The sequence below is a fragment of the Streptomyces sp. NBC_00464 genome (genome assembly GCF_036013915.1).
Classification (GTDB): Bacteria; Actinomycetota; Actinomycetes; order Streptomycetales; family Streptomycetaceae; genus Streptomyces.
In genome coordinates, this window is record NZ_CP107899.1 from 2890796 (window position 1) to 2916071 (window position 25276).

The 25276-nt window shown below is 70.8% G+C and carries 26 protein-coding genes; 10 read left to right on the top strand and 16 right to left on the bottom strand.

Annotated elements, in window-relative coordinates; all coding sequences use genetic code 11:
• Positions 1 to 8: 8 nt before the first annotated feature.
• Positions 9 to 527, top strand: a complete 519-nt coding sequence (locus OG912_RS12660; protein WP_327709414.1) for a methylated-DNA--[protein]-cysteine S-methyltransferase — start codon at positions 9 to 11, stop codon at positions 525 to 527.
• A complete protein-coding gene (locus OG912_RS12665; RefSeq protein WP_327709415.1) occupies positions 527 to 1240 on the top strand; it encodes an alpha-ketoglutarate-dependent dioxygenase AlkB family protein in 714 nt (237 codons plus the stop codon). Before OG912_RS12660 ends, OG912_RS12665 begins: the two co-directional genes overlap by 1 nt.
• Here OG912_RS12665 and OG912_RS12670 read toward each other — a convergent pair.
• From OG912_RS12670 to OG912_RS12735, 14 genes are all read right to left on the bottom strand, one after another.
• A complete protein-coding gene (locus tag OG912_RS12670) occupies positions 1201 to 1476 on the bottom strand; it encodes a GlsB/YeaQ/YmgE family stress response membrane protein (protein ID WP_148020198.1) in 276 nt (91 codons plus the stop codon). The two genes, OG912_RS12665 and OG912_RS12670, sit on opposite strands and share 40 nt — an antisense overlap.
• A 111-nt stretch (positions 1477 to 1587) precedes the next feature.
• On the bottom strand, positions 1588 to 1980 hold the full coding sequence (locus OG912_RS12675) for a YccF domain-containing protein (RefSeq protein WP_326738076.1): 393 nt from the start codon (positions 1978 to 1980) through the stop codon (positions 1588 to 1590).
• The gene (htpX, locus tag OG912_RS12680) at positions 1977 to 2840 is read right to left on the bottom strand and encodes a zinc metalloprotease HtpX (protein ID WP_326738075.1); all 864 of its coding nucleotides are present in this window, start codon (positions 2838 to 2840) and stop codon (positions 1977 to 1979) included. The genes OG912_RS12675 and htpX overlap by 4 nt, the downstream gene beginning before the upstream one ends.
• Positions 2841 to 3035: 195 nt before the next feature.
• Complete coding sequence (mscL, locus tag OG912_RS12685) at positions 3036 to 3500, bottom strand: large conductance mechanosensitive channel protein MscL (RefSeq protein WP_326738074.1); 465 nt, start codon at positions 3498 to 3500, stop codon at positions 3036 to 3038.
• Between the two features lie 114 nt (positions 3501 to 3614).
• On the bottom strand, positions 3615 to 5171 hold the full coding sequence (locus tag OG912_RS12690; protein WP_327713407.1) for an NADH-quinone oxidoreductase subunit N: 1557 nt from the start codon (positions 5169 to 5171) through the stop codon (positions 3615 to 3617).
• A 35-nt stretch (positions 5172 to 5206) separates the two neighbouring features.
• The gene (locus OG912_RS12695; RefSeq protein ID WP_327713408.1) at positions 5207 to 6781 is read right to left on the bottom strand and encodes a complex I subunit 4 family protein; all 1575 of its coding nucleotides are present in this window, start codon (positions 6779 to 6781) and stop codon (positions 5207 to 5209) included.
• Positions 6782 to 6808: 27 nt separating this feature from the next.
• Positions 6809 to 8809 (bottom strand): NADH-quinone oxidoreductase subunit 5 family protein, encoded by a 2001-nt coding sequence (locus OG912_RS12700; protein ID WP_327709416.1) that lies wholly within the window; start codon positions 8807 to 8809, stop codon positions 6809 to 6811.
• Positions 8806 to 9225, bottom strand: coding sequence for an NADH-quinone oxidoreductase subunit NuoK (gene nuoK / locus OG912_RS12705; protein WP_327709417.1), 420 nt, complete (start codon positions 9223 to 9225; stop codon positions 8806 to 8808). Before nuoK ends, OG912_RS12700 begins: the two co-directional genes overlap by 4 nt.
• Complete coding sequence (locus tag OG912_RS12710; RefSeq protein WP_327713409.1) at positions 9225 to 9818, bottom strand: NADH-quinone oxidoreductase subunit J family protein; 594 nt, start codon at positions 9816 to 9818, stop codon at positions 9225 to 9227. Before OG912_RS12710 ends, nuoK begins: the two co-directional genes overlap by 1 nt.
• A gap of 44 nt (positions 9819 to 9862) precedes the next feature.
• Positions 9863 to 10462, bottom strand: coding sequence for a NuoI/complex I 23 kDa subunit family protein (locus OG912_RS12715; protein WP_327709418.1), 600 nt, complete (start codon positions 10460 to 10462; stop codon positions 9863 to 9865).
• On the bottom strand, positions 10462 to 11430 hold the full coding sequence (locus OG912_RS12720) for a complex I subunit 1/NuoH family protein (RefSeq protein ID WP_327709419.1): 969 nt from the start codon (positions 11428 to 11430) through the stop codon (positions 10462 to 10464). The genes OG912_RS12715 and OG912_RS12720 overlap by 1 nt, the downstream gene beginning before the upstream one ends.
• Positions 11427 to 12770 (bottom strand): NADH-quinone oxidoreductase subunit C, encoded by a 1344-nt coding sequence (locus OG912_RS12725; RefSeq protein ID WP_327709420.1) that lies wholly within the window; start codon positions 12768 to 12770, stop codon positions 11427 to 11429. Before OG912_RS12725 ends, OG912_RS12720 begins: the two co-directional genes overlap by 4 nt.
• Positions 12767 to 13456, bottom strand: coding sequence for an NADH-quinone oxidoreductase subunit B (locus OG912_RS12730; protein ID WP_327709421.1), 690 nt, complete (start codon positions 13454 to 13456; stop codon positions 12767 to 12769). The genes OG912_RS12725 and OG912_RS12730 overlap by 4 nt, the downstream gene beginning before the upstream one ends.
• Positions 13447 to 13875, bottom strand: coding sequence for an NADH-quinone oxidoreductase subunit A (locus OG912_RS12735; RefSeq protein ID WP_327709422.1), 429 nt, complete (start codon positions 13873 to 13875; stop codon positions 13447 to 13449). The genes OG912_RS12730 and OG912_RS12735 overlap by 10 nt, the downstream gene beginning before the upstream one ends.
• Positions 13876 to 14046: 171 nt before the next feature.
• Between OG912_RS12735 and OG912_RS12740 the strand changes: the two genes are divergently transcribed.
• On the top strand, positions 14047 to 15249 hold the full coding sequence (locus tag OG912_RS12740; RefSeq protein WP_327709423.1) for a sensor histidine kinase: 1203 nt from the start codon (positions 14047 to 14049) through the stop codon (positions 15247 to 15249).
• 60 nt (positions 15250 to 15309) lie between these two features.
• Here the strand turns inward: OG912_RS12740 and OG912_RS12745 are convergent, their stop codons facing one another.
• A complete protein-coding gene (locus tag OG912_RS12745) occupies positions 15310 to 15456 on the bottom strand; it encodes a hypothetical protein (RefSeq protein WP_327709424.1) in 147 nt (48 codons plus the stop codon).
• On the opposite strand from OG912_RS12745, the gene OG912_RS12750 reads away from it, so the two are divergent.
• The 4 genes from OG912_RS12750 (at position 15455) to OG912_RS12765 (ending at position 21076) form a co-directional block, all read left to right on the top strand.
• Positions 15455 to 16810, top strand: a complete 1356-nt coding sequence (locus OG912_RS12750; RefSeq protein WP_327709425.1) for a sensor histidine kinase — start codon at positions 15455 to 15457, stop codon at positions 16808 to 16810. The two genes, OG912_RS12745 and OG912_RS12750, sit on opposite strands and share 2 nt — an antisense overlap.
• Before the next feature lie 270 nt (positions 16811 to 17080).
• The gene (locus OG912_RS12755; RefSeq protein WP_148022109.1) at positions 17081 to 17740 is read left to right on the top strand and encodes a response regulator transcription factor; all 660 of its coding nucleotides are present in this window, start codon (positions 17081 to 17083) and stop codon (positions 17738 to 17740) included.
• A 329-nt stretch (positions 17741 to 18069) separates the two neighbouring features.
• Positions 18070 to 20025, top strand: coding sequence for a 2-oxoacid:acceptor oxidoreductase subunit alpha (locus tag OG912_RS12760; RefSeq protein WP_326738064.1), 1956 nt, complete (start codon positions 18070 to 18072; stop codon positions 20023 to 20025).
• Positions 20018 to 21076 (top strand): 2-oxoacid:ferredoxin oxidoreductase subunit beta, encoded by a 1059-nt coding sequence (locus OG912_RS12765; RefSeq protein WP_327709426.1) that lies wholly within the window; start codon positions 20018 to 20020, stop codon positions 21074 to 21076. The genes OG912_RS12760 and OG912_RS12765 overlap by 8 nt, the downstream gene beginning before the upstream one ends.
• A gap of 72 nt (positions 21077 to 21148) precedes the next feature.
• On the opposite strand, the gene OG912_RS12770 is transcribed toward OG912_RS12765, so the two are convergent.
• Positions 21149 to 21547 carry a winged helix-turn-helix transcriptional regulator gene (locus OG912_RS12770; protein WP_327709427.1) on the bottom strand — a complete coding sequence of 133 codons (399 nt, stop codon included), beginning with the start codon at positions 21545 to 21547 and terminating at the stop codon, positions 21149 to 21151.
• A gap of 110 nt (positions 21548 to 21657) precedes the next feature.
• On the opposite strand from OG912_RS12770, the gene OG912_RS12775 reads away from it, so the two are divergent.
• The 3 genes from OG912_RS12775 (at position 21658) to OG912_RS12785 (ending at position 25243) form a co-directional block, all read left to right on the top strand.
• Positions 21658 to 22518: an SDR family oxidoreductase gene (locus OG912_RS12775; RefSeq protein ID WP_326738061.1), complete on the top strand. Its 861-nt coding sequence runs from the start codon at positions 21658 to 21660 to the stop codon at positions 22516 to 22518.
• 137 nt (positions 22519 to 22655) lie between these two features.
• Positions 22656 to 23633, top strand: a complete 978-nt coding sequence (rarD, locus tag OG912_RS12780) for an EamA family transporter RarD (RefSeq protein ID WP_327713410.1) — start codon at positions 22656 to 22658, stop codon at positions 23631 to 23633.
• 62 nt (positions 23634 to 23695) lie between these two features.
• Entirely contained in the window at positions 23696 to 25243 is a 1548-nt protein-coding gene (locus OG912_RS12785) for an FAD-dependent monooxygenase (RefSeq protein WP_327709428.1), read from the top strand.
• The last annotated feature ends 33 nt before the right edge of the window (positions 25244 to 25276 follow it).

A 25276-nucleotide genomic window follows, 5' to 3' on the forward strand; every position in this document is an offset into this window, starting at 1 on the left:
GACGAGTCATGACCATGTACGCGACGGTCGACAGCCCGCTGGGTGAGCTGCTGCTGGTCGGCGAGGAGACTGCCGGACCCGCCGGGACCCCGGCGGGCATCGCGCTCGTCTCGCTCTCCCTGCCGGGCCAGAAGGGCGCGGCGGTCGTCCAGGACGGCTGGGTCCATGAGCCCGCCGCGTTCGACGGGGTCGCCGCACAGCTGCGGGAGTATTTCGAGGGCCGGCGGACCGGCTTCGACCTCGTGTACGCCGACGGCCGGGGCACGGACTTCCAGCGCCGGGTGTGGGCCGCGCTGGACGGTGTTCCGTACGGGGAGACGGTGTCGTACGGGCAGATCGCCGAGCGGGTCGGCTCCTCCGGGGCGGGGGTACGGGCCGTGGGCACGGCGATCGGGCGCAATCCGCTGCTCGTCGTGCGGCCCTGCCACCGGGTGATCGGTGCGGACGGGGCGCTGCGGGGGTACGCGGGCGGCCTGGAGCGCAAGGAGCAGCTTCTGGGGCTTGAGGGTGCCCTGGCGGCAAGCTGATGACCGGGCTCTTCCCCCGGCCGCGGGCCGTGGTCGCACCGGGCGCCGTACACGTACCCGAGTGGCTGTCCGTGGAGCGGCAGCGCGCGTTGGTGGCGGCGTGCCGTGAGTGGGCGCGCGGGCCCGTACCGCTGCGGCACACGGCGCTGCCGGGCGGTGGGGTGATGTCCGTGCGGACCGTGTGCCTGGGGTGGCACTGGCAGCCGTACCGGTACACGCGCACGGCGGACGACGTGAACGGTGCGCCGGTCGCCCCGTTCCCGGAGTGGCTTGCGGAGTTGGGGCGGGCGGCGGTGGCGGAGGCGTACGGGCCCCAGGGGCCAGTGCCGGCGTACGCCCCCGATGCCGCGCTGATCAACTTCTATGACGACGCGGCGCGGATGGGTATGCACCAGGACAAGGAGGAACGGTCCGGTGCGCCCGTCGTGTCGCTCAGCATCGGCGACACCTGCGTCTTCCGCTTCGGCAACACGGAGAACCGGGGACGGCCCTACACGGACGTGGAGTTGGCCTCCGGGGATCTTTTCGTCTTCGGCGGGCCGTCGCGTCACGCGTTCCACGGAGTGCCGAGGATCCGTCCCGGGACGGCGGGTCCCGGGACGGGGATGAGCGGTGGCCGGCTCAATCTGACGCTGCGCGAGACGGGGCTCGGCGGCCCGGGGGACGACGGGCGTCAGCGGCGTTCGCGGGAGTTGCCGAACAGCAGCCGGTAGCCGATCAGCAGGACGAGCGAACCGCCGATGGCCGAGACCCAGGTCGCCGGGTCGAAGAAATCCTCGTTGTCGATCGTGCGGTCCAGGAAGCGCGTCGCTATCCAGCCACCCAGGAAGGCGCCGACGATCCCGATGAGGGTGGTCCCCACGAGGCCGCCGGGGTCGCGGCCCGGCAGCAGGATCTTTGCGATGACGCCGGCGACAAGCCCAAGAATGATCCAGCCAATAATGGTCATGCGTGCGAACCTACCCGTCACTCGGTCTTGGAATCCAAGACGTTCATGCCGGTCGGGCGGTTGCGGAGCCCCGCTGTGAACTGCCTGTGCTCCGCCCGCCGTAAGGGTGCGCTACCAGCCGGCGAACTCGTCGTCGGTGGAGACGATCTCCTTGCCGAACGGCATCAGCGAGACCGGGATCAGCTTGAAGTTCGCGATGCCCAGCGGGATGCCGATGATCGTGAGGCACAGGGCGATGCCGGTGGTGATGTGACCGAGGGCGAGCCACCAGCCTGCGAGAACCAGCCAGAGCACGTTGCCCACGCAGGAGGGCGCGCCCGCGTCCCGGCGGTCAACGACGCGGTGGCCGAACGGCCACAGGGCATAGAGGCCGATACGGAAGGCCGCCAGGCCGAACGGGATGCCGATGATCGTGATGCACAGCAGGAGTCCCGCGAGCACGTAGCCGAGGAACATCCAGAAGCCGCACAGGACCAGCCAAATGACGTTCAGAATCGTCTTCACGGGCGATGACCTGCCATCTGCTCGAGTCGGGCAATGCGTTCCGCCATGGGCGGGTGGGTCGAGAACATCTTGGACATGCCCTGTCCGGGGCGGAACGGGTTCGCGATCATCATGTGGCTCGCGGTCTCGATCCGGGGCTCGGGGGGCAGTGGCAACTGTTTGGTGCCGGCGTCCAGCTTTCGCAGGGCGCTGGCCAGGGCCAGCGGGTCGCCGGTCAGCTGGGCGCCCGAGGCGTCCGCCTCGTACTCCCTGGAGCGGCTGACGGCCAGTTGGATCACGGAGGCGGCGAGCGGGCCCAGGATCATGATCAGCAGCATGCCGAGGATGCCGGGGCCCTCGTCGTCGTTGGAGCGGCCGATCGGGATCAGCCAGGCGAAGTTGACCAGGAACATGACGACGGAGGCGAGCGCTCCGGCGACGGACGAGATCAGGATGTCGCGGTTGTAGACATGGCTGAGCTCGTGGCCGAGGACGCCGCGCAGTTCCCGTTCGTCCAGGATCTGGAGGATGCCTTCGGTGCAGCAGACCGCGGCGTTGCGCGGGTTGCGGCCGGTCGCGAAGGCGTTGGGGGCCTGCGTCGGGGAGATGTAGAGCCGCGGCATGGGCTGGCGGGCGGCGGTGGAGAGCTCACGGACCATGCGGTAGAGCTGGGGCGCTTCGAACTCGCTCACCGGGCGGGCGCGCATGGCCCGCAGGGCCAGCTTGTCGCTGTTCCAGTACGCGTAGGCGTTGGTGCCGAGGGCTACGAGGAGCGCGACGATCAGGCCCGTACGTCCGAAGAAGCTGCCGATGACGATGATGAGTGCGGACAGGCCGCCCAGGAGGACGGCGGTTCTCAGCCCGTTGTGCCGGCGGTGCACGGTACGCCCTCCAAGTGGTGCAGCAGGGGAACCCTTGCTCGGTGGTGCTCCACTCCCCAGTGGAGCCTCCCGTACTGGTCAACGCCAGGCGAGGAGAGCTAGTTCCCTTGTGCTTGCCGCCGCAGGGCCCGGCCCGCCCCGGGTGTTCGCACCGGAGCGGGCACTGGGCCGTACGGGTGGAGGCGTGCCGTGGGGTCAGCGCTGGACGGGGAGTTTCGCGAGCTCCAGGGCTGCGGGCTCGGGCTCGACGTCGCTCGTGCAGTGACCGCAGCGGGAGGCGATGGCCGGGATCGCCGTGTAGCAGCGGGGGCAGTCACGCAGGGCGGCCTTGATGTCGACCTGCTCCTGGTCCTTCTTGGCGGTGAAGCGGTCCTGCACCTTGGCCATGGGCACGACGACGCAGAAGTAGAGGACCGCGGCGGTGATGAGGAAAGCGATCGCGGCGCTGACGAAGAGGCCGTAGGGGAACGTCACACCGTCGAACTTGAAGTGTGCCTTGCTGAAGTCGCCCGTTCCACGGGTGATGATGCCGATCAGCGGCACGATGAACGCGTTGCTGAACCCGGTGACGACCGCGGTGAACGCGGCTCCGACGGCGAGACCGATCGCCATGGAGATGACGTTTCCGCGCAGGATGAAGTCCTTGAACCCGTTCAGCACTGCTTCTGGCTCCTCTGTTGTGATGTGAAGGTCATACGCGCCGCGCGCGGGCATGACCCTGCCCTGTGCGGGCCACCGGGGGCAAACCGATCTTGAAGCCGCCGGAGCAGAGCGTCAGAACAGGTTGACGTCGGCGAATCTGAGTACGGCCTGCGGGGCGCCCGACAGGGCGATGCCGGCGACGGCCGTGAGAACGATCGCGACGGTGAGCGGTGCCGGGGTGCGGTGCCGGGTGACGGGCTGCTCCGTACCGTCCTCGGCGGGGCTGCGGAACAGGGCCGCGGTCCACTGGAGGTAGTAGTAGAGCGCGATCACGACGTTCACGGCCATGACGACGGCGAGCCAGCCGAGTCCGGCGTCGACGGCCGAGGAGAAGACCGTGACCTTGGCGAAGAGTCCGATGATGCCCGGCGGCAGTCCGGCCAGGCAGAGCAGGAAGAACCCCATCGCGAGGGCGGCGAGCGGGCGGGTGGCGTACAGACCGCGGTAGTCGGCGAGGCGGTTGCCCGGGTGGGTACGGGCGACGAGGGCGGCCACCGCGAACGCGCCGAGGTTCACGACGGCGTACATCAGCGCGTACGCGACGGTGGAACCGATCTGGCGGTCTCCGGCGTACGCGGCCGCAGCGATCGGCACCAGGAGGTAGCCGGCCTGGGCGACGGACGACCAGGCGAGCAGGCGTACGGCGCTGCGGGCGCGGGTGGCGCTCTGGCGCAGGGCCGCGACGTTGCCGACGGTCATGGTGAGTGCGGCGAGGACGGCGAGGGCGGGGCCCCAGACGTCCGCGTACGACGGGAAGGCGACCACGGTGACGAGGATGAGGCCGGAGAAGCCGACCGCCTTGCCGACGACCGAGAGGTAGGCGGCGATCGGCAGGGGGGCGCCGACGTAGGTGTCGGGGACCCAGAAGTGGAAGGGCGCTGCGGCGGTCTTGAAGGCGAAGCCGACGAGGGTGAGGGCGACGCCCGCCTCGGCGAGGGTGGAGAGCTGTCCGGGGACGTCGTCGAGGCGGGTGGCGATCTCCGTGAGGTGGAGGGTGCCGGTCGCCGCGTACACGAAGCTGACGCCGAGGAGCATCACGGCGGTCGCGACGACGGAGGAGAGGAAGAACTTCAGCGCGGCCTCGGAGGAGCGCCGGTCGCCGCGCTTGATGCCGACGAGGGCGAAGGCGGGCAGCGAGGCGACTTCTAGGGCGACGACGAGCGTGGCGAGGTCGCGGGACGCGGGCAGGAGTGCGGCGCCTGCGGCGGAGGACAGCAGCAGGAACCAGAACTCGCCGGCGGGGAGCTTGCGGGTGTCGCCGATGGAGAGCAGCGCGGTGAGCAGGGCGCCGCCGAGTACGAGGGCCTGGATGACCAGGGTGAAGTGGTCGGCGGTGTAGCTGCAGGCGCGGGTGCCGGTGGTGAGGCAGAAGGTGGAGCGGTCGCCGTCGTGCAGGGGAACGAGGAGAGCGAGGGCGGCTACGAGTCCGGCTACGGCGCCGTAGCCGAGCAGGGGCTTGCGGGCTGCGGGGACGAAGAGGTCGGCGACCAGGACGGCGAGGGCGACGGCCGCGACGGTGACCGGGGGTGCGATCGCGAGCCAGTCGACGGACTGGACGAGGCTGGTGGCGCCGCTCTCGGCCGCCGACCGGACGAGGCCGGCGCTGCTCCCGGCCGCTGACTGGACCAGGCTTGCTGAGCCCGGGGCGCTTTCGGCTGCCACGATCACGACTTGCCTCCTGCGAGGAGCTTCTGCACGGCCGGGTCGGTGAGGCCGAGGAGGACGGCGGGCCACAGGCCGGCGAGGACGGTGAGGGCCGCGAGGGGGGTCCAGGCGGCGAACTCGTAGCTATGGATGTCGGCGATCGGGTGCGGTTCCTCGCGCTTGGCCCCCATGCAGACGCGGCGGACCACGATGAGCAGGTACGCGGCGGTGAGCAGGGTGCCGAACGCGGCGATGGACATGAAGGTGAGGAACGCGGGGCGGCTGAGTCCTTCGGCGGGGTCGAAGGCGCCGAAGAGGGCGAGCATCTCGCCCCAGAAGCCGGCCAGGCCGGGCAGGCCGAGCGAGGCGATCGCGGCGAACGCGAGGAGGCCGCCGAGGCGTGGGGCGCGGCCGTAGAGGGCGGCGCCGGTGGCTCCGGCGAGGGTGTCCAGGTCGGCGCTGCCGTACCGGTCCTTGACCGCGCCGACCAGGAAGAACAGCAGGCCGGTGATGAGTCCGTGGGCGATGTTGGCGAAGAGCGCGCCGTTGACACCGGTCGGGGTCATGCTCGCGATGCCGAGGAGGACGAAGCCCATGTGGCCGACGGAGGAGTACGCGATCAGCCGCTTGAGATCGCCCTTGGCGCCGGGCCGGGCGAGCGCCAGGCAGGCGAGCGATCCGTAGATGATGCCGGCGACCGCGAACGCCGCGAGGTAGGGCGCGAACGTGTGCATGCCGTCGGGGGCGATCGGGAGCAGGATCCGGACGAATCCGTACGTACCCATCTTCAGCAGGACGCCCGCGAGGAGGACCGAGCCGACCGTCGGGGCGGCGGTGTGGGCGTCGGGGAGCCAGCTGTGCAGCGGCCACATCGGGGTCTTCACCGCGAGCCCGATGCCGATCGCGAGGACGGCGATGACCTGCACGGACGAGGTGAGGCCACGGCCGTTGTCAGTGGCGAGTGCCACCATGTCGAAGGTGCCGCTCTTCAGTCCGATGAGGAGCAGGCCCAGCAGCATGACGACCGAGCCGAGCAGCGTGTAGAGGATGAACTTCCAGGCGGCCGCCTGCTTCTGGGCGCCGCCCCAGCGGGCGATGAGGAAGTACATCGGGATGAGCACCATCTCGAACGCCAGGAAGAACAGCAGCAGATCGAGGACGGCGAAGGTCGCGAGGGTGCCGGACTCCAGGAGGAGGATCAGCGCGACGAAGGCCTTCGGGGAGGGGCCTGCGGCCCGCGGCGTCAGCCGCTCATGTTGCAGCTTGAAGTAGCTGTAGAGCGCGCAGAGGAAGGTCAGCAGCGCGGTCAGTACGAGGAGGGGGAGCGAGATGCCGTCGATGCCGAGATGGATGCGGACGTCGAGCGCCGGGATCCAGCTGATGTCGGTGGTGGCCTGCATCTTCGACGGGTGGTCGTGGTCGAAGCCCAGGGCCAGCACGATCGCGGCGATGAGGATCACGCCGCTGACGGTCACGCCGTGGCGGAGCACGGCCTGGTCGGGGTTCCTGCCCTTCAGCCCGGGCGGGGCCGGGAGCAGGGCGGCGACGGCCCCGACGAGCGGGCCGACGACGATGAACGCCAGAAGGAACTGCATCACGGATGCGCTGATATCGATCACGGCTCACGACCCGGCGTTGACGTTGGCGAAGACGACGGCGGCGACCGCCAGGACCAGCGAACCGGCGAGCAGCGCGCTGAGGTAGGTCTGCACGTTGCCGGTCTGGGCGCGGCGGACGGCGGTGCCGAGCCAGCGTGCGCCGGTGGCGGAGCCGCGTACGTAGGTCTCGACGACCTCGCGGTCCAGGAAGCGGACGAGGCTCGCCGCGGCTTGGACGGGGCGGACGAACAGGGCCGCGTAGAGGGCGTCCAGGTGGAAGCCGGTGGCGGCGTGGCGGTGGAGCGGGCCGAGCAGCAGGCGGCCGGGGTCGGCCGGGTCGGGGGCGTCACCGGCGGTTCCGTAGGCGGCGGTGTGGCTCTCCATGGCTTCGACCTCGACGAGGGCGGGTTCCGCGTCGGGGTGGGCGACGACCGAACCCATCGGGGTGCGGGCGGCGAGTGCCGTGGTGTGACGCCAGGCCCCGTAGGTGACGAGGCCGCCGGCGAGTCCGACGCCGGTGGACAGCACGGCGGTCGTCAGCGAGGGGGTGAGGCTGTGGCCGTCGAACCAGTCGGTGATCACGCCCACGGTGAGGCCGAAGGCCATGGTGGGGACGGCCAGTACCCACAGGACCGAGGTCATGGCGACGGGCTGCCTGCCGTGGTCGGGGGCTTCGGCGCCTCGGCCGCGGAAGGCGAGGAGCCAGAGGCGGGTGGCGTACGCGGCAGTGAGGACAGCGGCCAGGAGGCCGGCGACGAGGACGAGCCAGCCGGCGGCGGCCGGGGCGACGTGCCGGTCGCCGAGGGCGGTGTGCTCGGCGGCGACGAGGACGGCTTCCTTGGAGAAGAAGCCGGCGAACGGCGGGATGGCGGCCAGCGCGAGGAGGGCGACCGTCATCGTCCAGTAGGCGTCGGGGATGCGCTGGGCCAGGCCGCCCATGCGGGACATGGCGGCCAGTGAGTTGGTGCCGGCGGCGTGGATGACGACGCCCGCGGCGAGGAAGAGGACCGCTTTGAACGCACCGTGCGAGATGAGGTGGAAGACGGCAGCCCCGCGGTCGCCGACGGCCAGGGCGCCGGACATGTAGCCGAGCTGGCCGATCGTCGAGTAGGCGAGGACGCGCTTGATGTCGTCCTGCGCGAGGGCGGCGAGTCCTGAGCCGATCATCGTGACGGCGGCCATCACGGCGAGGACGACGAGGGCGGCGCCGGATTCGGCGAAGACGGGGAGGAGCCGGGCGACGAAGTAGATACCGGCGGCGACCATCGTCGCCGCGTGGATCAGTGCGGAGACGGGGGTGGGGCCGGCCATGGCGTCGGGCAGCCAGGTGTGCAGGGGGAACTGTGCGGACTTGCCCGCGACACCCGCGAGAAGGAGCAGGGCGATCAGGGTGGGGTGGTCGAGGCCGCCGTGGGCGACGGCGCCCAGGATGCCGGTGATGCGGAAGGTGCCGGTGTCGGCGGCGAGGGCGAACAGGCCGATGAGGAAGGGGACGTCGCCGAGCTTGGTGACCAGGAAGGCCTTCAGGGAGGCGGCGCGGGCCTCGGGCGTCTCCCAGTAGTGGCCGACCAGGAAGTACGAGCAGATGCCCATGATCTCCCAGCCGACCAGGAGCACCATCAGGTCGCCGGAGTAGACGACGAGCAGCATCGCGGCGGTGAAGAGGGAGACGAGCGCCGCGTAGGAGGGGTAGCGGGGGTCGTCGCGCAGGTACGCGGTCGAGTAGATCTGCACGCAGCTCGCGACGAGGGCGACCAGGACGGCGACGAGGACGGCGAAGCCGTCGAGGTGCAGCGCGAGGTCGATCGGGACGGAGCCGGTGGGGGTGAGTTGCGTCGCGGCGTCGATGGCCGGCCCGCCGCCCTGGCGTGCGGCGACGACTGCGGCGATGACGAGGGAGGCGAGGGAGGGCAGCACGGCGAGCGGCCGGACATAGCCCGGTGCGGTGCGGCCGAGGAGGAGGCCGGCCGCCGCACCCAGGAACGGGAGAAGGGGGACGAGGACGGCCAGGGTCGTGGTGGTCACGCGGTGGCCTCTGCCTTCTTTGCCTTCCCTGCCGGAGCAGTGGCCTGGTGTTCGGGGGCGTCGGCGTCGTCCGAGCCGTCCGGGTCGTCCGGGAGTTGTTCGGCATCGTCGGTCTCGGCGGTGTCGCGGAGGCGGTCGATGTCGGAGCTGCCGCGGTTGCGGTACACGGCGAGGACGATCGCCAGACCGATGCCGATCTCCGCCGCCGCGATGGCGATGGTGAACAGGGTGAGGGCCTGGCCGGAGTGCAGGGCGTCGCGGAGCCATACGTCGAAGGCGACGAGGTTGAGGTTGACGGCGTTGAGCATCAGCTCGACGGACATCAGGACGAGGATCGCGTTGCGGCGGGCGAGCACTCCGTACAGCCCGGTACAGAAGAGGAGGGCGGCGAGCACGGCGGGATAGGCGAGGTGCATCAGCTCTGGTCCTCTCGGCTCGTGTTGTCCCGGCCTGCGCTCTCGCGGCCCGCGTTCTCCCGGTCCTTGCGGGACAGGACGATCGCGCCGACGAGGGCGGCGAGCAGCAGAACGGAGAGCGCTTCGAAGGGCAGCACCCAGTGCCGGAAGAGGAAGGAGCCGGTGGCCTCGGTGGAGCCCTGCGCCGGCCCGTCCAGATTGATCCAGGTGGTGCGGAAGGCGTCGACGACGACCCAGACGAGGGTGCCTGCCGCGGCTACGGCAACCGCGAGGGCGGCCCAGCGGTTCTCCGAATCGGCATCCGGGGAGCGGCCGATGGGGGCCCGGGTGAGCATCAGGCCGAACAGGAGGAGGACGACCACGGAACCGACGTAGATCAGTACCTGCACCCAGGCGATGAACTCCGCGGTGAGCAGGAGGTACTCGACGGCGAGACCGCCGAGCGTCACGATCAGCCAGAGGGCGGCGTGCACCAGCTGTCGGGTCGTGACGGTGACGAGGGCTGCGCCGAGGCTGGCGATGCCAACGAGGACGAAGGCGATCTCGACCCCGGTCGGGGAGAGGAAGCCGGGGTGGCTCGCGGTGACGGTCATGACGGGGCCGGAGGCGGCGCCGAGTGCGGTGCCGGTGGCGATGATCACGCCTGGCCCTCCTGATCCGTCGGAGCGGGCAGTTCGGGCGCGGGCGGTGCGGCGGCTGCCGCTTCCTGTTCGCGCTGGGTGCGGAGCTTGTCCGCCGTCTTGCGGGCGGCGGCGATCTCCTTCGGCTCCTCGGCGGCCGGGTCGAGCGCCGGCGGCTCCGGGACCGTCCACATCCAGTCGCGCAGTTTGTCGCGCTCATGGGTGAGTTCGAGGATGTCCGTCTCCGCGTACTCGAACTCCGGCGACCAGAACAGCGCGTCGAACGGGCACACCTCGATGCAGATGCCGCAGTACATGCAGAGGGAGAAGTCGATGGCGAAGCGGTCCAGCACGTTGCGGCTGCGCTCGCGGCCACCTGGGACCGCTGCGGGCACGGTCTCCTTGTGGGAGTCGATGTAGATGCACCAGTCGGGGCACTCACGGGCACAGAGCATGCAGACCGTGCAGTTCTCCTCGAAGAGCGCGATGACGCCACGGGAGCGGGGCGGGAGTTCGGGCTGCACGTCCGGGTACTGGGCGGTGACGGTCTTCTTCGTCATCGTCCGCAAGGTGACGGCAAGGCCCTTGGCCAGACCTGAGCCGGGGATCGGGGGCACTAGTTGATCGCCACCTTCACGATGCCGGTGAGCGCGATCTGCGCGAGAGCGAGCGGGATGAGTGTGGTCCAGGCGAGCTTCTGGAGCTGGTCCTCGCGCAGCCGCGGATAGCTCACGCGCAGCCAGATGACGACGAAGGCGAGGATGCCGGTCTTCAGGAGCGTCCAGACCCAGCCGAGTCCGTCGGCGCCCAGCGGTCCGTGCCACCCGCCCAGGAACAGGACGGTGGTGAGTCCGCAGAGCACGACGATGCCCGCGTACTCGGCGAGCAGGAAGAGTGCGAAGCGGAGGCCGGTGTACTCGGTGTACGCGCCGAAGATGATCTCCGAGTCGGCGACCGGCATGTCGAAGGGCGGGCGCTGGAGTTCGGCGAGCCCGGCCACGAAGAAGACCAGGGCCCCGACGATCTGCCAGGGCAGCCACCACCACTCGAAGGCGTTGAGGATGCCGGGGAGGGAGACGGTGCCGGCCGCCATCGCCACGGAGGCGGCGGCGAGCAGCATCGGCAGCTCGTACGCGAGCAGTTGCGCGGCGGTACGGAGGCCGCCGAGCAGCGAGAACTTGTTCGCGGACGCCCAGCCCGCCATCAGGGAGCCGAGCACGCCGACGCCCATCACGGCGAGCACGAAGAAGATCCCCGCGTCGACGACCTGGCCGACCGCGCCCTCGCTGGGCCCGATCGGGATCGCGACGAGAACGAGGAGGTACGGAAGCAGCGCGACGGCGGGCGCGAGCTGGAAGACCCGGCGGTCGGCCTCGGCCGGGACGATGTCTTCCTTCTGCGCGAACTTCACGCCGTCCGCGACGAGCTGGGCCCAGCCGTGGAAGCCGCCGGCGTACATGGGGCCGAGGCGGCCCTGCATGTGGGCCATCACCTTGTGTTCGGCCTGTCCCACGACGAGGGGGACGACCATGAACACGGCGAAGACGATGACGAGGCGAAGGGCGACGTCCAGTACGTCGTTCACTCGGGGTCGCCTCCGGTCGGGGGCTTGGGGGCCTCGGGGTCGGGGTGCTGGGTGTCCTCGGAGGACACGGTGTCCTTGGAGGCCTGCTCGGTGGGTGGTTCGGGGTTCGGGTCGTCGGAGGTGCCGCTGCGCGGGGCCTCTCCCCTACCCGCCCCTTCCCGAACCGGGGGCTCCGCCCCCGGGCCCCCGCTCCTCAAACGCCGGAGGGGCTGGGATTCACCGGGTTCGCGGGGAACCCGGGGTTCGCGGGGTTCGCGGGGTTCGCGAGAAGCGCCGGACGGCTCGTCAAACGCCGGGCGGGGGTCGTGCCACGGAGCATCCGAGGCAGGGGCGTCCGAGACCGGCGCATCCGGGGCAGGCGCGTCCGAGTCCGCCGCACCCACCGCCGGCGCATCCGGGGCCTGCGCATCCGAGACCGGCGCACCCGCCGGCGCATCCGCCGCCGGCGCCTCGCTCGGAGCCACCGCGCTCACCGGCCTCTCCTGGCTGGCCGAACCCTGCGACGCACTGCGGGTACGGCGCGCGGGCGTCGGCCGGGAAGCCGGCTCGGGCGCCGTGGCCGCGGGCGGGGTGGCCGTGGAGAGCGACTCCGGCGGGGTGGCCGTGGATGCTGACGTGTCCGGGGGCGGCGTCGTCGGCGGCTGCTGGCCCGCCGAGCCGTCGCTCGCGCTGCGGGTACGACGGACCGGGCGGTCGCCTGCGGGCCTGGCCGCGCGCGCCGGGCGGGCGGGGGCCGCCGGAAGCTGGCCCTTCAGCGGGCCCCATTCGTTCGGGTCGGGAACGCCGGGCGGCAGCATCGTGCGCCGCTTCGGGCCGCCGTGCTCCGACTCTCCCGGCTCCTTGGCGCCCGGCCAGGCCTTCGCCACGCGCGCCGCGAGGACGAAGTCCTTGCGCAGGGGGTGGCCCTCGAAGCCCTCGGGCAGCAGCAGCGGGACCAGGTGCGGGTGCCCGTCGAAGCCGATGCCGAACATCTCGTGGGTCTCGCGCTCGTGCCAGGCGGCGCCGGCGTACACGCCGATCGCGGTGGGCAGCACGGCCGCCTCGTGCGGAACCGTCGTACGGACCAGCAGCCGCCGGACGCTGCCGCCCTCGGCAGGCAGCGCGGCGACATGGGCGCAGACCCGGAAGCCGGTGCCCGGTTCGTCCACGGCGCTCAGCCAGTCGAAGTAGGTGCAGCCGAGCCCGTCGCGCGCCGTTTCTAGGGCGGCGATCCAGGACGCGGGCGGCACGTCGACGGTCAGCAGTTCGTACGCCTGCTCCGCCGTGGCGTCCTCACCGAAGATCTCGGTGACGGCGTCCGGCAGCCGGTCGTAGTTCTCGGCCCTCTCGGCGGCGGTCACTTCCGCTCCTCCCCCGACGAACTCGACGGACTGGACGGACTCGACGAACCCGGTGCCGGCGGTGCGGCGACCAGTCCGCTGCGGAGTGCGGCGGTGGAGGGCCGGCTGCCGCTGCCCGTCGCGTAGCGCTCGCCCAGCGACTCGCGCGCGATCTTCTCCTGGAGCTTGAGGATGCCCTGGAGCAGCGCCTCGGGCCGGGGCGGGCAGCCGGGCACGTAGACATCGACCGGGATGATCTGGTCGACGCCCTTCGTCACGGAGTACGAGTCCCAGTAGGGGCCGCCGCAGTTGGAGCAGGCGCCGAAGGAGATGACGTACTTGGGCTCGGGCATCTGCTCGTACAGCCGCTTCACCGCGGGCGCCATCTTGTCCGTCACCGTGCCGGAGACGATCATGAGGTCGGCCTGGCGGGGGCCCGGCGCGAAGGGGATCACGCCGAGCCGGATGAAGTCGTGGCGCGCCATGGAGGCGGCGATGAATTCGATGGCGCAGCAGGCGAGTCCGAAGTTGAAGACCCAGAGGCTGTAGCGGCGGCCCCAGTTGAGGACCACCTTCATCGGCTCGGGCGCGAGCCGGGACAGTACGCCCAGGCGCTTCGGCTCCGGAAGGAACGTGGGTACGGGTTCGGCGTCCGCCTCCGGTCCGGGGTGCGGGTGGCCGGAGGACGACGGGCCTGTCACGTCCATTCGAGGACGCCCTTCTTCCATGCGTAGAGCAGTCCCACGGCCAGGAAACCGAGGAAGATGAACATTTCCACCAGCGTCGTCGCGCCGTATCCGGGCGCGGCAAAGATGGTCGCCCACGGGAACAGGAAGATCGAGTCGACGGCGAAGATCACATACAGGAAGGCGTACACGTAGTAGCGGACCTGGGTGTGTGCCCAGCCCTCCCCCACGGGGTCCACGCCGCATTCGTAGGTGAGGAGTTTCTCCGGCGTCGGCACCACGGGACGCAGCAGCCGGCCGGCTCCGAAGGCGACAGCGACGAACAGCACGCCGATCACCGCGAGCAGTCCGACCACCGAGTAGCTGTGGAAGTAGTCCGACGCGAGAACGGTCGATCCCGGCAGGTCCGTCGCGTCCGGCAGTTCCGCCACGTCCGTCACGTCCGCCCCCTCGCTCCCTCAAAACCTGTCCGACGATCTGTACGCACGGGAGTCTAGGCCCTGTAAAGGGACGGTAAGCAGTTGCGTCGGGCAACTGGTAGGGATATCCCTACTTCGCCCCCACCCACGAGCCCCATGGCGTCGGGGGGCCGGGCCCGGCAGGCTGGACGCATGACCATGAGCCCCCAGGTACCCGACCACGACGGGCCGCCTCCTGTCCGCTTCGCCTTCGACCGGTGGACGTGGAAGGAGATCGCACATCTCCTCGCCAATCTCCCGATGGCGATCGCCGGATTCGTCTACACCGTGCTGATGATCGCCATCGGCGTGGGGCTGGCGGTCACGGTGATCGGTCTGCCGTTGCTGGCGCTGGGGCTCCAGGGCGCCCGGCTGCTGGGGCGGGCCGAGCGGGGCCGGGCGCGGGGGCTGCTCGGGCTGCGGATCGACGAGCCGAGCCCGATGGCCCGGGTCCGCCGGGAGGAAGGGTTCTTCGCCTGGCTCTGGTCGAGCCTGAAGGACCCGGTCGGCTGGCGCGCGGTGCTGTACGGCTTCATACGGCTGCCCTGGGGCGTGGTCACGTTCGCGGTGACGCTCGTGAGCCTCTTCGTCCTGTGGCCGGTGCTCCCCTATATGGCGCGGCTGATGACCAACGCCGACCGCGGCATGGTGCGCGGGCTGCTGTCGCCCTCCGACGAGCTGGAGCGCCGGATCGCCGAGCTGGAGTCGGACCGCGGGGTGGTCGTGGACACGGCCGCCGCCGACCTGCGCCGCATCGAACGCGATCTGCACGACGGGGCCCAGGCCAGGCTCGTCGCCCTCGCGATGGGGCTTGGGCTGGCCAAGGAGAAGCTGACGGACGACCCGGAGGCCGCGGCCAGAATGGTCGACGAGGCGCACGGCGAGGTGAAGGTCGCCCTCCAGGAGCTCCGTGATCTGGCCCGCGGCATCCACCCCGCCGTCCTCACCGACCGGGGCCTGGACGCCGCACTCTCCGCCATCGCCTCCCGCTGCACCGTCCCCGTCACGGTGCGGGTGGATCTGCCGGGGCGGCCGGCGCAGGCCATCGAAGGCATCGCCTACTTCACCGTGTCCGAACTCCTGCAGAACGTCAGCAAGCACAGCAGGGCGCGTTCGGCGTCCGTCGAGGTGTGGCGTTCGGCGGACCGGCTGCTGATCCAGGTCACCGATGACGGTCGGGGCGGGGCCTCGATGGACGGCGGTACGGGGATGGCGGGACTCGCCGAGCGGCTCGGAGCCGTCGACGGGCTGTTCGTCCTCGATTCCCCGGCCGGTGGCCCGACGACCGTCACCGCGGAGCTGCCCTGGCGCGACCGGGAGAGCGAGAAGACCGTGGCCGGCGCCCGTACGGCCTGATTCCGGCAGCCGACAGGACCGGGGGTGGGGAAAACCCCCGGTCGAACACGGATACGGCCCTCATGGTGCGCGCGTGCGCGGCCCAGCACTCTTGAAGCAGACACAGAAGACACAGAAGACACAGAAGACGCGGACGACGCGGATGACGCGGATGACGCGGATGACGCGGATGACGCGGATGACGCAGAAGAAACGGACGGAACCCATGGCCACGGCATACGGACCGGACACACGGGACCCCCAGCGGTCGGGTAGCGGTCCGCAGGGCCGCCTCGCGACGAAGCACTTCCTGCCGCCCGCGCTGCGTGCCCCCCTTGAGGCCAGGACCTGGCGCGAGTTCGGCTATCTGATGCTGAGCTTCCCGATCAGCATCGTGCTGTTCGTCTTCGCGATCACCATGACCTCGGTGGGTGCCGGACTGCTCATCACCTTCCTGGGCATCCCCGTCCTGGCCGCGGGCCTGGCCGTGTGCCGCGGCTTCGGTGCGCTGGAGCGGGCCAGGGCGCGTGGTCTGCTGAAGCTGGACGTGGCCGATCCCGCGCCGGTACGGGGCAGGACCGGCGGTCCGATGTCCTGGATGGGGGCGGTCCTGAAGAGCGGGGTGTCCTGGCGGCACCTGCTCTACGCGCTGCTGCACTTCCCGTGGGCGGTCTTCGCGTTCAGCGTCTCCCTGACCCTGTGGACGTGGGGCTGGGCGGCTCTCACGTACCCGTTGTGGCACTGGGTCTTCCCCGCCTACGCGGGAACCGACGGGGTGCAGCTGTACGGCGACGCCGGGCACCGGGTCTACCTGGACTCGTCCGTCGAACTCGCGCTGACCAGCGCCTTCGGGCTGGTGCTCGTCCTGGTCACCGCGTGGGTCATCCGTGGTCTGGCCGCGGTGGACCGGCTCCTGGTGGCCGGGCTGCTGGGCCCGTCGCGGCTGGCGACGCGTGTCACGGAGCTGGAGTCGGACCGCGGGGTGGTCGTCGACACGGCCGCCGCCGACCTGCGCCGCATCGAGCGGGACCTCCACGACGGGGCCCAGGCCCGGCTCGTCGCCCTCGCCATGGACCTGGGGCTGGCCAAGGAGAAGCTGACCGACGACCCGGACGCCGCCGCCAGGATGGTCGACGAGGCGCACGGCGAGGTGAAGGTCGCCCTCCAGGAGCTCCGCGACCTCGCCCGAGGCATCCACCCCGCCGTCCTCACCGACCGCGGCCTGGACGCCGCACTCTCCGCCATCGCCTCCCGCTGCACCGTCCCCGTCACGGTCGAGGTCGACCTGTCGTCCCGCCCCGCGCAGGCCATCGAGGGCATCGCCTACTTCACCGTGTCCGAGCTCCTGCAGAACGTCAGCAAGCACGCCCGCGCCACCCGCGCCTCGGTCGACGTGTGGCGGTCGGCGGACCGGCTGATGCTCCAGGTCTCCGACAACGGTCGCGGCGGCGCCGACCTGACGTCGGGCAGCGGTCTGGCCGGTCTGACCGAGCGGCTGGACGCGGTGGACGGGATCCTCGTCGTCGAGTCCCCCGTGGGCGGCCCGACGAAGGTCACCGCCGAGCTGCCCTGGCGTGGCTGAGCCTCCGGCTCCTCTCCCGTACCCGGTCGCCGGGCGGACCGTACACCGGCCCGCCCGGCGACCGGCCGTTTCGAACCGTTCACGTCCGGCCGTTTCGAACCGTTCACGACCGGCCGTTTCGAACCGTTCACGACCGGCCCGCCACGACGCAACTCCGCGAAGGCTCGCGGCGTCACTGCCGGTACTGGGATGCTGGACGGCATACGGGCGGGACAGCGGACAAGTGGACAAACGAACAGTGGGGGATTCAGCGTCGTGGTGGAGGACAGGGTGCGCGTAGTCATCGCCGAGGATTCGGTACTGCTCCGGGAAGGACTCACCCGGTTGCTGACCGATCTCGGGCATGACGTCGTGGCGGGGGTCGGTGACGCGGAGGCGCTGATCAAGACGGTGGGCGACCTCGCCGGGCAGGACGCGCTGCCCGATGTGGTGGTCGCCGATGTGCGGATGCCGCCGACGCACACCGACGAGGGTGTGCGGGCCGCGGTGCGGCTGCGCAAGGAGTATCCCGGGATCGGGGTGCTGGTCCTTTCGCAGTACGTCGAGGAGCAGTACGCCACCGAGTTGCTCGCCGGGTCCAGCCGTGGCGTGGGGTATCTGCTGAAGGACCGGGTCGCCGAGGTCCGCGAGTTCGTCGACGCGGTGGTCCGGGTGGCCCAGGGCGGCACGGCGCTGGACCCCGAGGTGGTGGCACAGCTGCTGGGCCGCAGCCGGAAGCAGGACGTGCTGGCCGGGCTGACGCCGCGTGAGCGCGAGGTCCTCGGCCTGATGGCGGAGGGGCGGACGAACTCGGCGGTGGCCAGGCAGCTCGTGGTGAGCGACGGCGCGGTGGAGAAGCACGTCAGCAACATCTTCCTGAAACTGGGGCTTTCTCCCAGCGACGGTGACCACCGGCGTGTTCTGGCCGTCCTGACCTATCTGAACTCCTGATGCCGCACGCCATTATCTGACACTCTGTCAGATGTCCGCCGGATGCCTGTCGGACGCCTGTCGGATGCCTGTCGGATGCCTGTCACCCGGGGCGGGGGCGGGCCGGAACGAGCGGAAGCGACGGTTCACCCCCGAATGTCTCCAGCGAGGGTCCAACGGGGATCCGGGCGGCTGGTGAATCATGACGGAACAGCACCGAAAAGCGTCTCAAAAAGCCGTCCACCATGTGATCGGCCAGAGGAAGGCGACCCTTACAGACGTAGGGTGGGGCTGGGGACCGCCGGCGGGCCGGATGGTTCCGAGCCGCCGCGCCGAGGGAGGTCCAGTAAGTGACCAGCCAGGTCAGTAGCCCAGCCGAACAGGCCGACGAGGCCAGTGAGGCACTCGTAGGGGGACAGCGTGCCCCCCAGTCCGCAACAGCAGGCACCGGCGAGAAAGAGATCCGCCGCCTGGACCGGGTGATCATCCGCTTCGCGGGTGACTCCGGAGACGGCATGCAGCTCACGGGTGACCGGTTCACCTCGGAGACCGCGTCCTTCGGGAACGACCTCTCCACGCTGCCGAACTTCCCCGCCGAGATCCGCGCCCCCGCAGGAACCCTGCCCGGCGTGTCCTCGTTCCAGCTCCACTTCGCCGACCACGACATCCTGACCCCCGGCGACGCGCCGAACGTCCTGGTGGCGATGAACCCGGCCGCGCTCAAGGCCAACATCGCCGATGTGCCGCGCGGCGCCGACATCATCGTCAACACCGACGAGTTCACCAAACGGCCGATGGCGAAGGTCGGTTACGAGACCAGCCCGCTGGAGGACGGCTCGCTGGAGGCGTACAACCTCCATCCGGTGCCGCTGACCACGCTCACCATCGAGGCGCTGAAGGAGTTCGGGCTCTCCCGCAAGGAGGCCGAGCGCTCCAAGAACATGTTCGCGCTCGGGCTGCTCTCCTGGATGTACCACCGGCCGACCGAGGGTACGGAGAAGTTCCTCCGGGCGAAGTTCGCCAAGAAGCCGCAGATCGCCGAGGCGAACGTGGCGGCGTTCCGGGCCGGCTGGAACTTCGGGGAGACCACCGAGGACTTCGCGGTCAGCTACGAGGTGGCCCCGGCGACGCACGCCTTCCCCACCGGCACCTACCGCAACATCTCGGGGAACCTGGCCCTGTCCTACGGCCTGATCGCCGCGGGCCGGCAGGCGGATCTGCCGCTGTACCTGGGCTCGTACCCGATCACGCCGGCCTCCGACATCCTGCACGAACTGTCCCGGCACAAGAACTTCGGTGTACGCACCTTCCAGGCCGAGGACGAGATCGCCGGGATCGGTGCCGCGCTCGGTGCGGCCTTCGGCGGCAGCCTCGCGGTCACGACCACCTCCGGACCGGGCGTGGCGCTCAAGTCCGAGACGATCGGTCTGGCCGTCTCCCTCGAACTCCCTCTCCTCATCGTCGACATCCAGCGCGGCGGTCCCTCCACCGGGCTCCCGACCAAGACCGAGCAGGCCGACCTGCTCCAGGCGATGTACGGGCGCAACGGCGAGGCCCCGGTGCCGATCGTGGCCCCGAAGACCCCGGCGGACTGCTTCGACGCGGCGCTCGACGCCGCCCGGATCGCCCTGACCTACCGCACCCCGGTCTTCCTGCTCTCCGACGGCTACCTGGCCAACGGCTCCGAGCCCTGGCGCATCCCCGACGTCGGAGAACTCCCGGATCTGCGCGTCCAGTTCGCGGGCGGCCCGAACCACGAGCTGGCCGACGGCACCGAGGTCTTCTGGCCGTACAAGCGCGACCCGCAGACCCTGGCCCGCCCCTGGGCCGTCCCGGGCACGCCCGGTCTCGAACACCGCATCGGCGGCATCGAGAAGCAGGACGGCACCGGCAACATCTCCTACGACCCCGCCAACCACGACTTCATGGTCCGCACCCGCCAGGCCAAGATCGACGGCATCGAGGTCCCGGACCTGGAGGTCGACGACCCGGCGGGCGCGACGACCCTGGTGCTCGGCTGGGGATCGACGTACGGCCCCATCACCGCCGCCGTCCGGCGGCTGCGTGCCGGCGGGCACACGATCGCGCAGGCCCATCTGCGCCACCTCAACCCGTTCCCGCGGAATCTCGGCGAGGTGCTGAAGCGTTACGACAAGGTGGTCGTCCCCGAGATGAACCTCGGGCAGCTGGCCACGCTCATCCGGGCCAAGTACCTGGTGGACGCGCACAGTTACAACCAGGTCAACGGCATGCCGTTCAAGGCCGAGCAGCTTGCGACGGCCCTCCAGGAGGCCATCGATGCCTGAGACCAACGAACTCCTCCAGCTGGTGCCGAAGACCGAGGCCAAGCAGTCCATGAAGGACTTCAAGTCCGACCAGGAAGTGCGCTGGTGCCCCGGCTGCGGTGACTACGCGGTCCTCGCCGCCGTGCAGGGCTTCATGCCCGAGCTCGGACTGGCGAAGGAGAACATCGTCTTCGTCTCCGGAATCGGCTGCTCCTCCCGCTTCCCGTACTACATGAACACCTACGGGATGCACTCGATCCACGGCCGCGCCCCGGCCATCGCCACCGGACTCGCCTCCTCCCGGCGGGACCTGTCCGTCTGGGTGGTCACCGGCGACGGCGACGCCCTGTCCATCGGCGGCAACCACCTCATCCACGCGCTGCGCCGCAATGTGAACCTGAAGATCCTGCTGTTCAACAACCGGATCTACGGGCTCACCAAGGGGCAGTACTCCCCCACCTCCGAGGTCGGCAAGATCACCAAGTCGACGCCGATGGGTTCGCTCGACGCGCCCTTCAACCCGGTGTCCCTCGCCATCGGCGCGGAGGCCTCGTTCGTCGCCCGTACCGTCGACTCCGACCGCAAGCACCTCACGAGCGTGCTGCGCGCGGCGGCCGACCATCCCGGCACGGCACTGGTGGAGATCTACCAGAACTGCAACATCTTCAACGACGGCGCGTTCGAGGTCCTGAAGGACAGGGAGCAGGCCCAGGAGGCGGTGATCCGCCTGGAGCACGGGCAGCCGATCCTCTTCGGAACGGACGGCTCCAAGGGCGTCGTACGGGACTCGCTGACGGGTGATCTGAAGGTGGTCGCGGTCACCGAGGAGAACCGGTCGCAGGTCCTGGTCCACGACGCACACGCCGCGTCGCCCACCACGGCCTTCGCACTCAGCAGGCTGGCCGACCCGGACACCCTGCACCACACCCCGATCGGGGTGCTGCGCAGCGTCGAACGGCCGGTCTACGACACGCTGATGGCCGACCAGCTCGACACCGCGATCGAGCAGCAGGGCAAGGGCGACCTCGGCGCCCTGCTCGCGGGCAACGACAACTGGACGGTCGTCGGTTAGAGCCGCCGATCCTGAAGCGCCGATCCTGAAGCGCCGGCCGCGCCCCTCCCGGGACGCGGCCGGCGCTTCGCTCTATGCCCCTGGTCCGCGCTCCCGCTTCTGCGCGTCGTACGCCGTGCGCGCCGCGGCCACCGCGTCCAGGCTCCGCTCCGACCAGCGCGCCAGCGCCCACACCTGCTCCGCGGCCTCCCGGCCCAGCGCGGTGAGCGAGTAGTCCACCCGCGGCGGGATCACCGGCTTGGCGTCCCGGTCCACGAAGCCGTCGCGCTCCAGGGTCCGGAGCGTCTGCGCCAGCATCTTCTCGCTCACACCGCCGACCTCGCGGCGCAGTTCGCTGAAGCGGTACGGGCGCTCCAGCAGGGCGGCGAGCACGAGGACGCCCCAGCGGCTGGTGACATGTTCGAGCACCAGCCGGGACGGGCACATCGGCTCCCGCACATCGGGCTGTCGCTCCAGGCTGCTTACGCTCATGCCAGTACCTTACTTCAAAGTGGGTACTTTCTTTTGGTTAGCGCCACCCCTAAGGTGAGTATCAGAACGCAAGAACAGGAACATGAGCACCTAAAGAGGAGAAACACCCCATGAGCATCGTCGTCACCGGAGCCACCGGAGAGCTCGGCCGCCTCGTCGTCGAGCAGCTGCTGACCACCGTCCCCGCCGACGGGATCGCCGCCGTCGTCCGCGACAAGGAGAAGGCCGCCGGGCTCGCCGCCCGCGGTGTCGAGCTCCGGATCGCCGACTACAGCCACCCCGAGACGCTGGCCGGGGCCTTCCGGGCCGGCGACCGGGTGCTGCTCATCTCCGGCAGCGAGGTCGGCAGCCGCGTCGCACAGCACACCGCGGTCATCGACGCGGCGAAGGCGGCGGGCGTGGCCCAGCTCGCGTACACCGGAGTCCTGGGCGGCCCCGACGCGGACTTCCGGCTGGCGGCCGAGCACAAGGTGACCGAGCAGCTGATCCTCGACTCCGGCCTGCCGTACACCTTCCTGCGCAACGGCTGGTACACGGAGAACTACACCGCGAACCTGGCCCCCGTCCTGGCGCACGGCGCCGTGGTGGCCAATGCGGGCGAGGGCAGGGTGGCCTCGGCCACCCGCGCCGACTACGCCGCCGCGGCCGCCGCCGTCCTGACCGGCGAGGGCCACCTCGGCAAGGCCTACGAGCTGAGCGGGGACGTCGCCTGGTCGCTCGCGGAGTACGCCGCCGAGATCGCCAAGGCCTCCGGCAAGGAGATCGTCTACAAGAACGTCCCGGCCGCCGTGCACCAGGAGATCCTGGTCGGCGCCGGTCTGCCCGAGGCCTTCGCGGCGATCCTCACCGACGTGGACGAGGGCATCCAGCGCGGACTGCTGGCCCGCACCGACGGCGACCTGGCCCGGCTGATCGGCCGGCCGACGACCCCGCTCGCGGAGACCGTCGCCGCGGCGGTCGCAGCCCAGTAGCCACCCGGGCGCGCAGCACGCCCCGGAGGCCGGGGCCCGGTGTCATGACCGTCTGGCGATACGACCATGACACCGGGCCCCGTCGGCGCTACCTTCGTCAGGTCGACGGAGTCGTCGACCGACACCTGGAGGGGCCCGTGAAGGGAAAGAACGAAGAGCGGGCGGGACTCCTGTCCGGCGTCGCGGCCTACGGCCTGTGGGGCATCGTCCCGCTCTTCTGGCCCCTGCTGAAACCGTCCGGCGCGGTCGAGATCCTCGCCAACCGCATGGTCTGGTCCCTCGGCGTCGTCGGCATCGCCCTGCTCGCCCTGCGCCGCTGGTCCTGGATCGGCGAACTGATCCGGCAGCCGAAGAAGCTGGGGCTGATCACCGTCGCCGCGGCCGTGATCACCGTCAACTGGGGTCTGTACATCTGGTCCGTGAACCACGGCCACGTCGTCGAGGCCTCCCTCGGCTACTTCATCAACCCGCTGGTCACCATCGCCATGGGCGTCCTGCTCCTCGGTGAACGGCTGCGCCCCGCGCAGTGGGTGGCGGTCGGCACCGGCGTCGCCGCGGTGCTCGTGCTGGCGATCGGCTACGGGCAGCCGCCGTGGATCTCCCTGGTCCTGGCCTTCTCGTTCGCGACGTACGGCCTGGTGAAGAAGAAGGTCAACATGGGCGGCCTGGAGTCGCTCACCGCCGAGACCGCCGTGCTGTTCGTGCCCGCGCTCGGCTATCTGGTGTGGCTGGGCGCGCAGGGCGATTCGACGTTCACCTCCGAGGGCGCCGGCCATGCGGCGCTGCTCGCGGCGACCGGCCTGGTGACCGCCATCCCGCTGATCCTGTTCGGGGCGGCGGCGATCCGCGTGCCGCTCTCCACCCTCGGCCTGCTGCAGTACCTCGCCCCGGTCTTCCAGTTCACGCTCGGAATCGTGTACTTCCACGAGGCGATGCCCCCTGAGCGATGGGCCGGCTTCGGGCTGGTCTGGCTGGCCCTCACGCTGCTGACCTGGGATGCGCTGCGGACGTCGCGGCGCACCAGGGTGCAGGCGCAGGCCGCGCGGCTGGCCGCGGCGAAGCGGGCCGCCCCGGCCCCGGCGGAGACCTCCACCCCCACTCAAATAATTACCTAGTTGCTTTTTTAACTCGGTTGCGTTTCCCTTGGGGTCCACGGACACGCAACCGAGGAGTACGCATGCCCACATCCCCGACCACCGTGCTGATCGTCGGCTCCGGGCCGACCGGGCTGACCCTGGCCATCGATCTCGCGCGGCGGGCCGTCGACGTGACGATCATCGACAAGACCCCGCAGTTCCCCCGCAGCTCCCGGGCCAAGGGGCCCAACGCGCGCTCACTGGAGGTCCTGGAGGACCTCGGCGTCATCGAGGAGGTACTGGCCGCCGGGTCCGCGCCCCTGCCGATGCGCAAGTACCGGGGCGGGGTGGCGATCGCCGACGCCGATCCCTTCGCGGACGTGCACCCGACACCGGACTCCCCGTACGCCCGGCCCCGGACGGTCGCCCAGTGGCGGCTGGAGGAGGTCCTGCGGGACCGGCTCGCGACGTACGGCGTACGGGTCGGACTCGGCCGCGAGCTCGTGGGGCTGACGGAGGGCGACACGTCCGTGACCGCCACGCTCGCCGACGGCGGGGAGATCGAGGCGCGGTACGTCGTCGGCTGCGACGGCGGACACAGCGCGGTACGCAAACTGCTCGGCGTCCCGTTCGAGGGGAAGACGGACGAGACACAGGCGATGGTCTGCGGCGACGTCGAGGCCGAGGGGCCGGACCGCGGCTTCTGGCACCAGTGGTTCGACGAGGACGGCGCCGTGATGCTCTGCCCGATCCCCGGCACCCGGTCGGGCTGGTGGTTCCAGGCCGGCCCGGAGACCGACGCCTCCGGCACCCCCGTACCCCCGTCGCTGGCGAGCTTCCAGCGACTGTTCGCCAAGCACACGGGCCTGCCGGGCACCCTGCTGTCACAGGCGACGCTGCTCTCCACCTACCGGGTCAACGAGCGCATGGTGGACCGCTACCGGGTCGGCCGGGTGTTCCTGGCCGGCGATGCCGCGCATGTGCACTCGATCGCGGGCGGACTGGGTATGAACACCGGCATCCAGGACGCGTACAACCTCGGCTGGAAGCTCGCCCGGGTCGCCTCAGGACAGGCGGACCCCGCCCTGCTCGACACGTACGAGGAGGAGCGGCTGCCCGTCGCGGCCGGCGTCCTGGACCTCAGCGCGGAGCGGCTGCGGGCCACGATGGAGGCCATCAAGAAGCCCGGCGGCGGCCTGGACTCGGCCGTCACTCCGCAGACCCGCAACCCGGGGGACGGCTACCCCTGGAGCTCCCTGGCCCGCCTCGGCGCCACATCGCGGCTGCGCGCGGGCGACCGCGCCCCGGACGCCCCCTGCCGCGACATGGCCACCGGCACCCCCCGCCGACTGTTCGAGGCCTTCGCCGGACCGCACTTCACCCTGCTCGGCTTCGGTGCGGGCACGGCGACCGCGCTGCGGGAGGCGTCGGCGGCGCACGAGGGCGAGCTGCTGGCGTACGGGGTGGACGCGGGCACCACGCACGGCCTGGCCGACGACGGCCACGCCCGCTCGGCGTACGGCATCGGGCCCGGCGAGGACCTCCTGGTCCTGATCCGGCCGGACAGCCACATCGGACTGATCACCCGGCCCGGAAACCTCGGGACGGTCGGGGAGTACCTGCGCGCTGCGGCATTGGAGCGGGCTTGAGCGCGTCACAGCGGGTAATCCGTCATTGACACA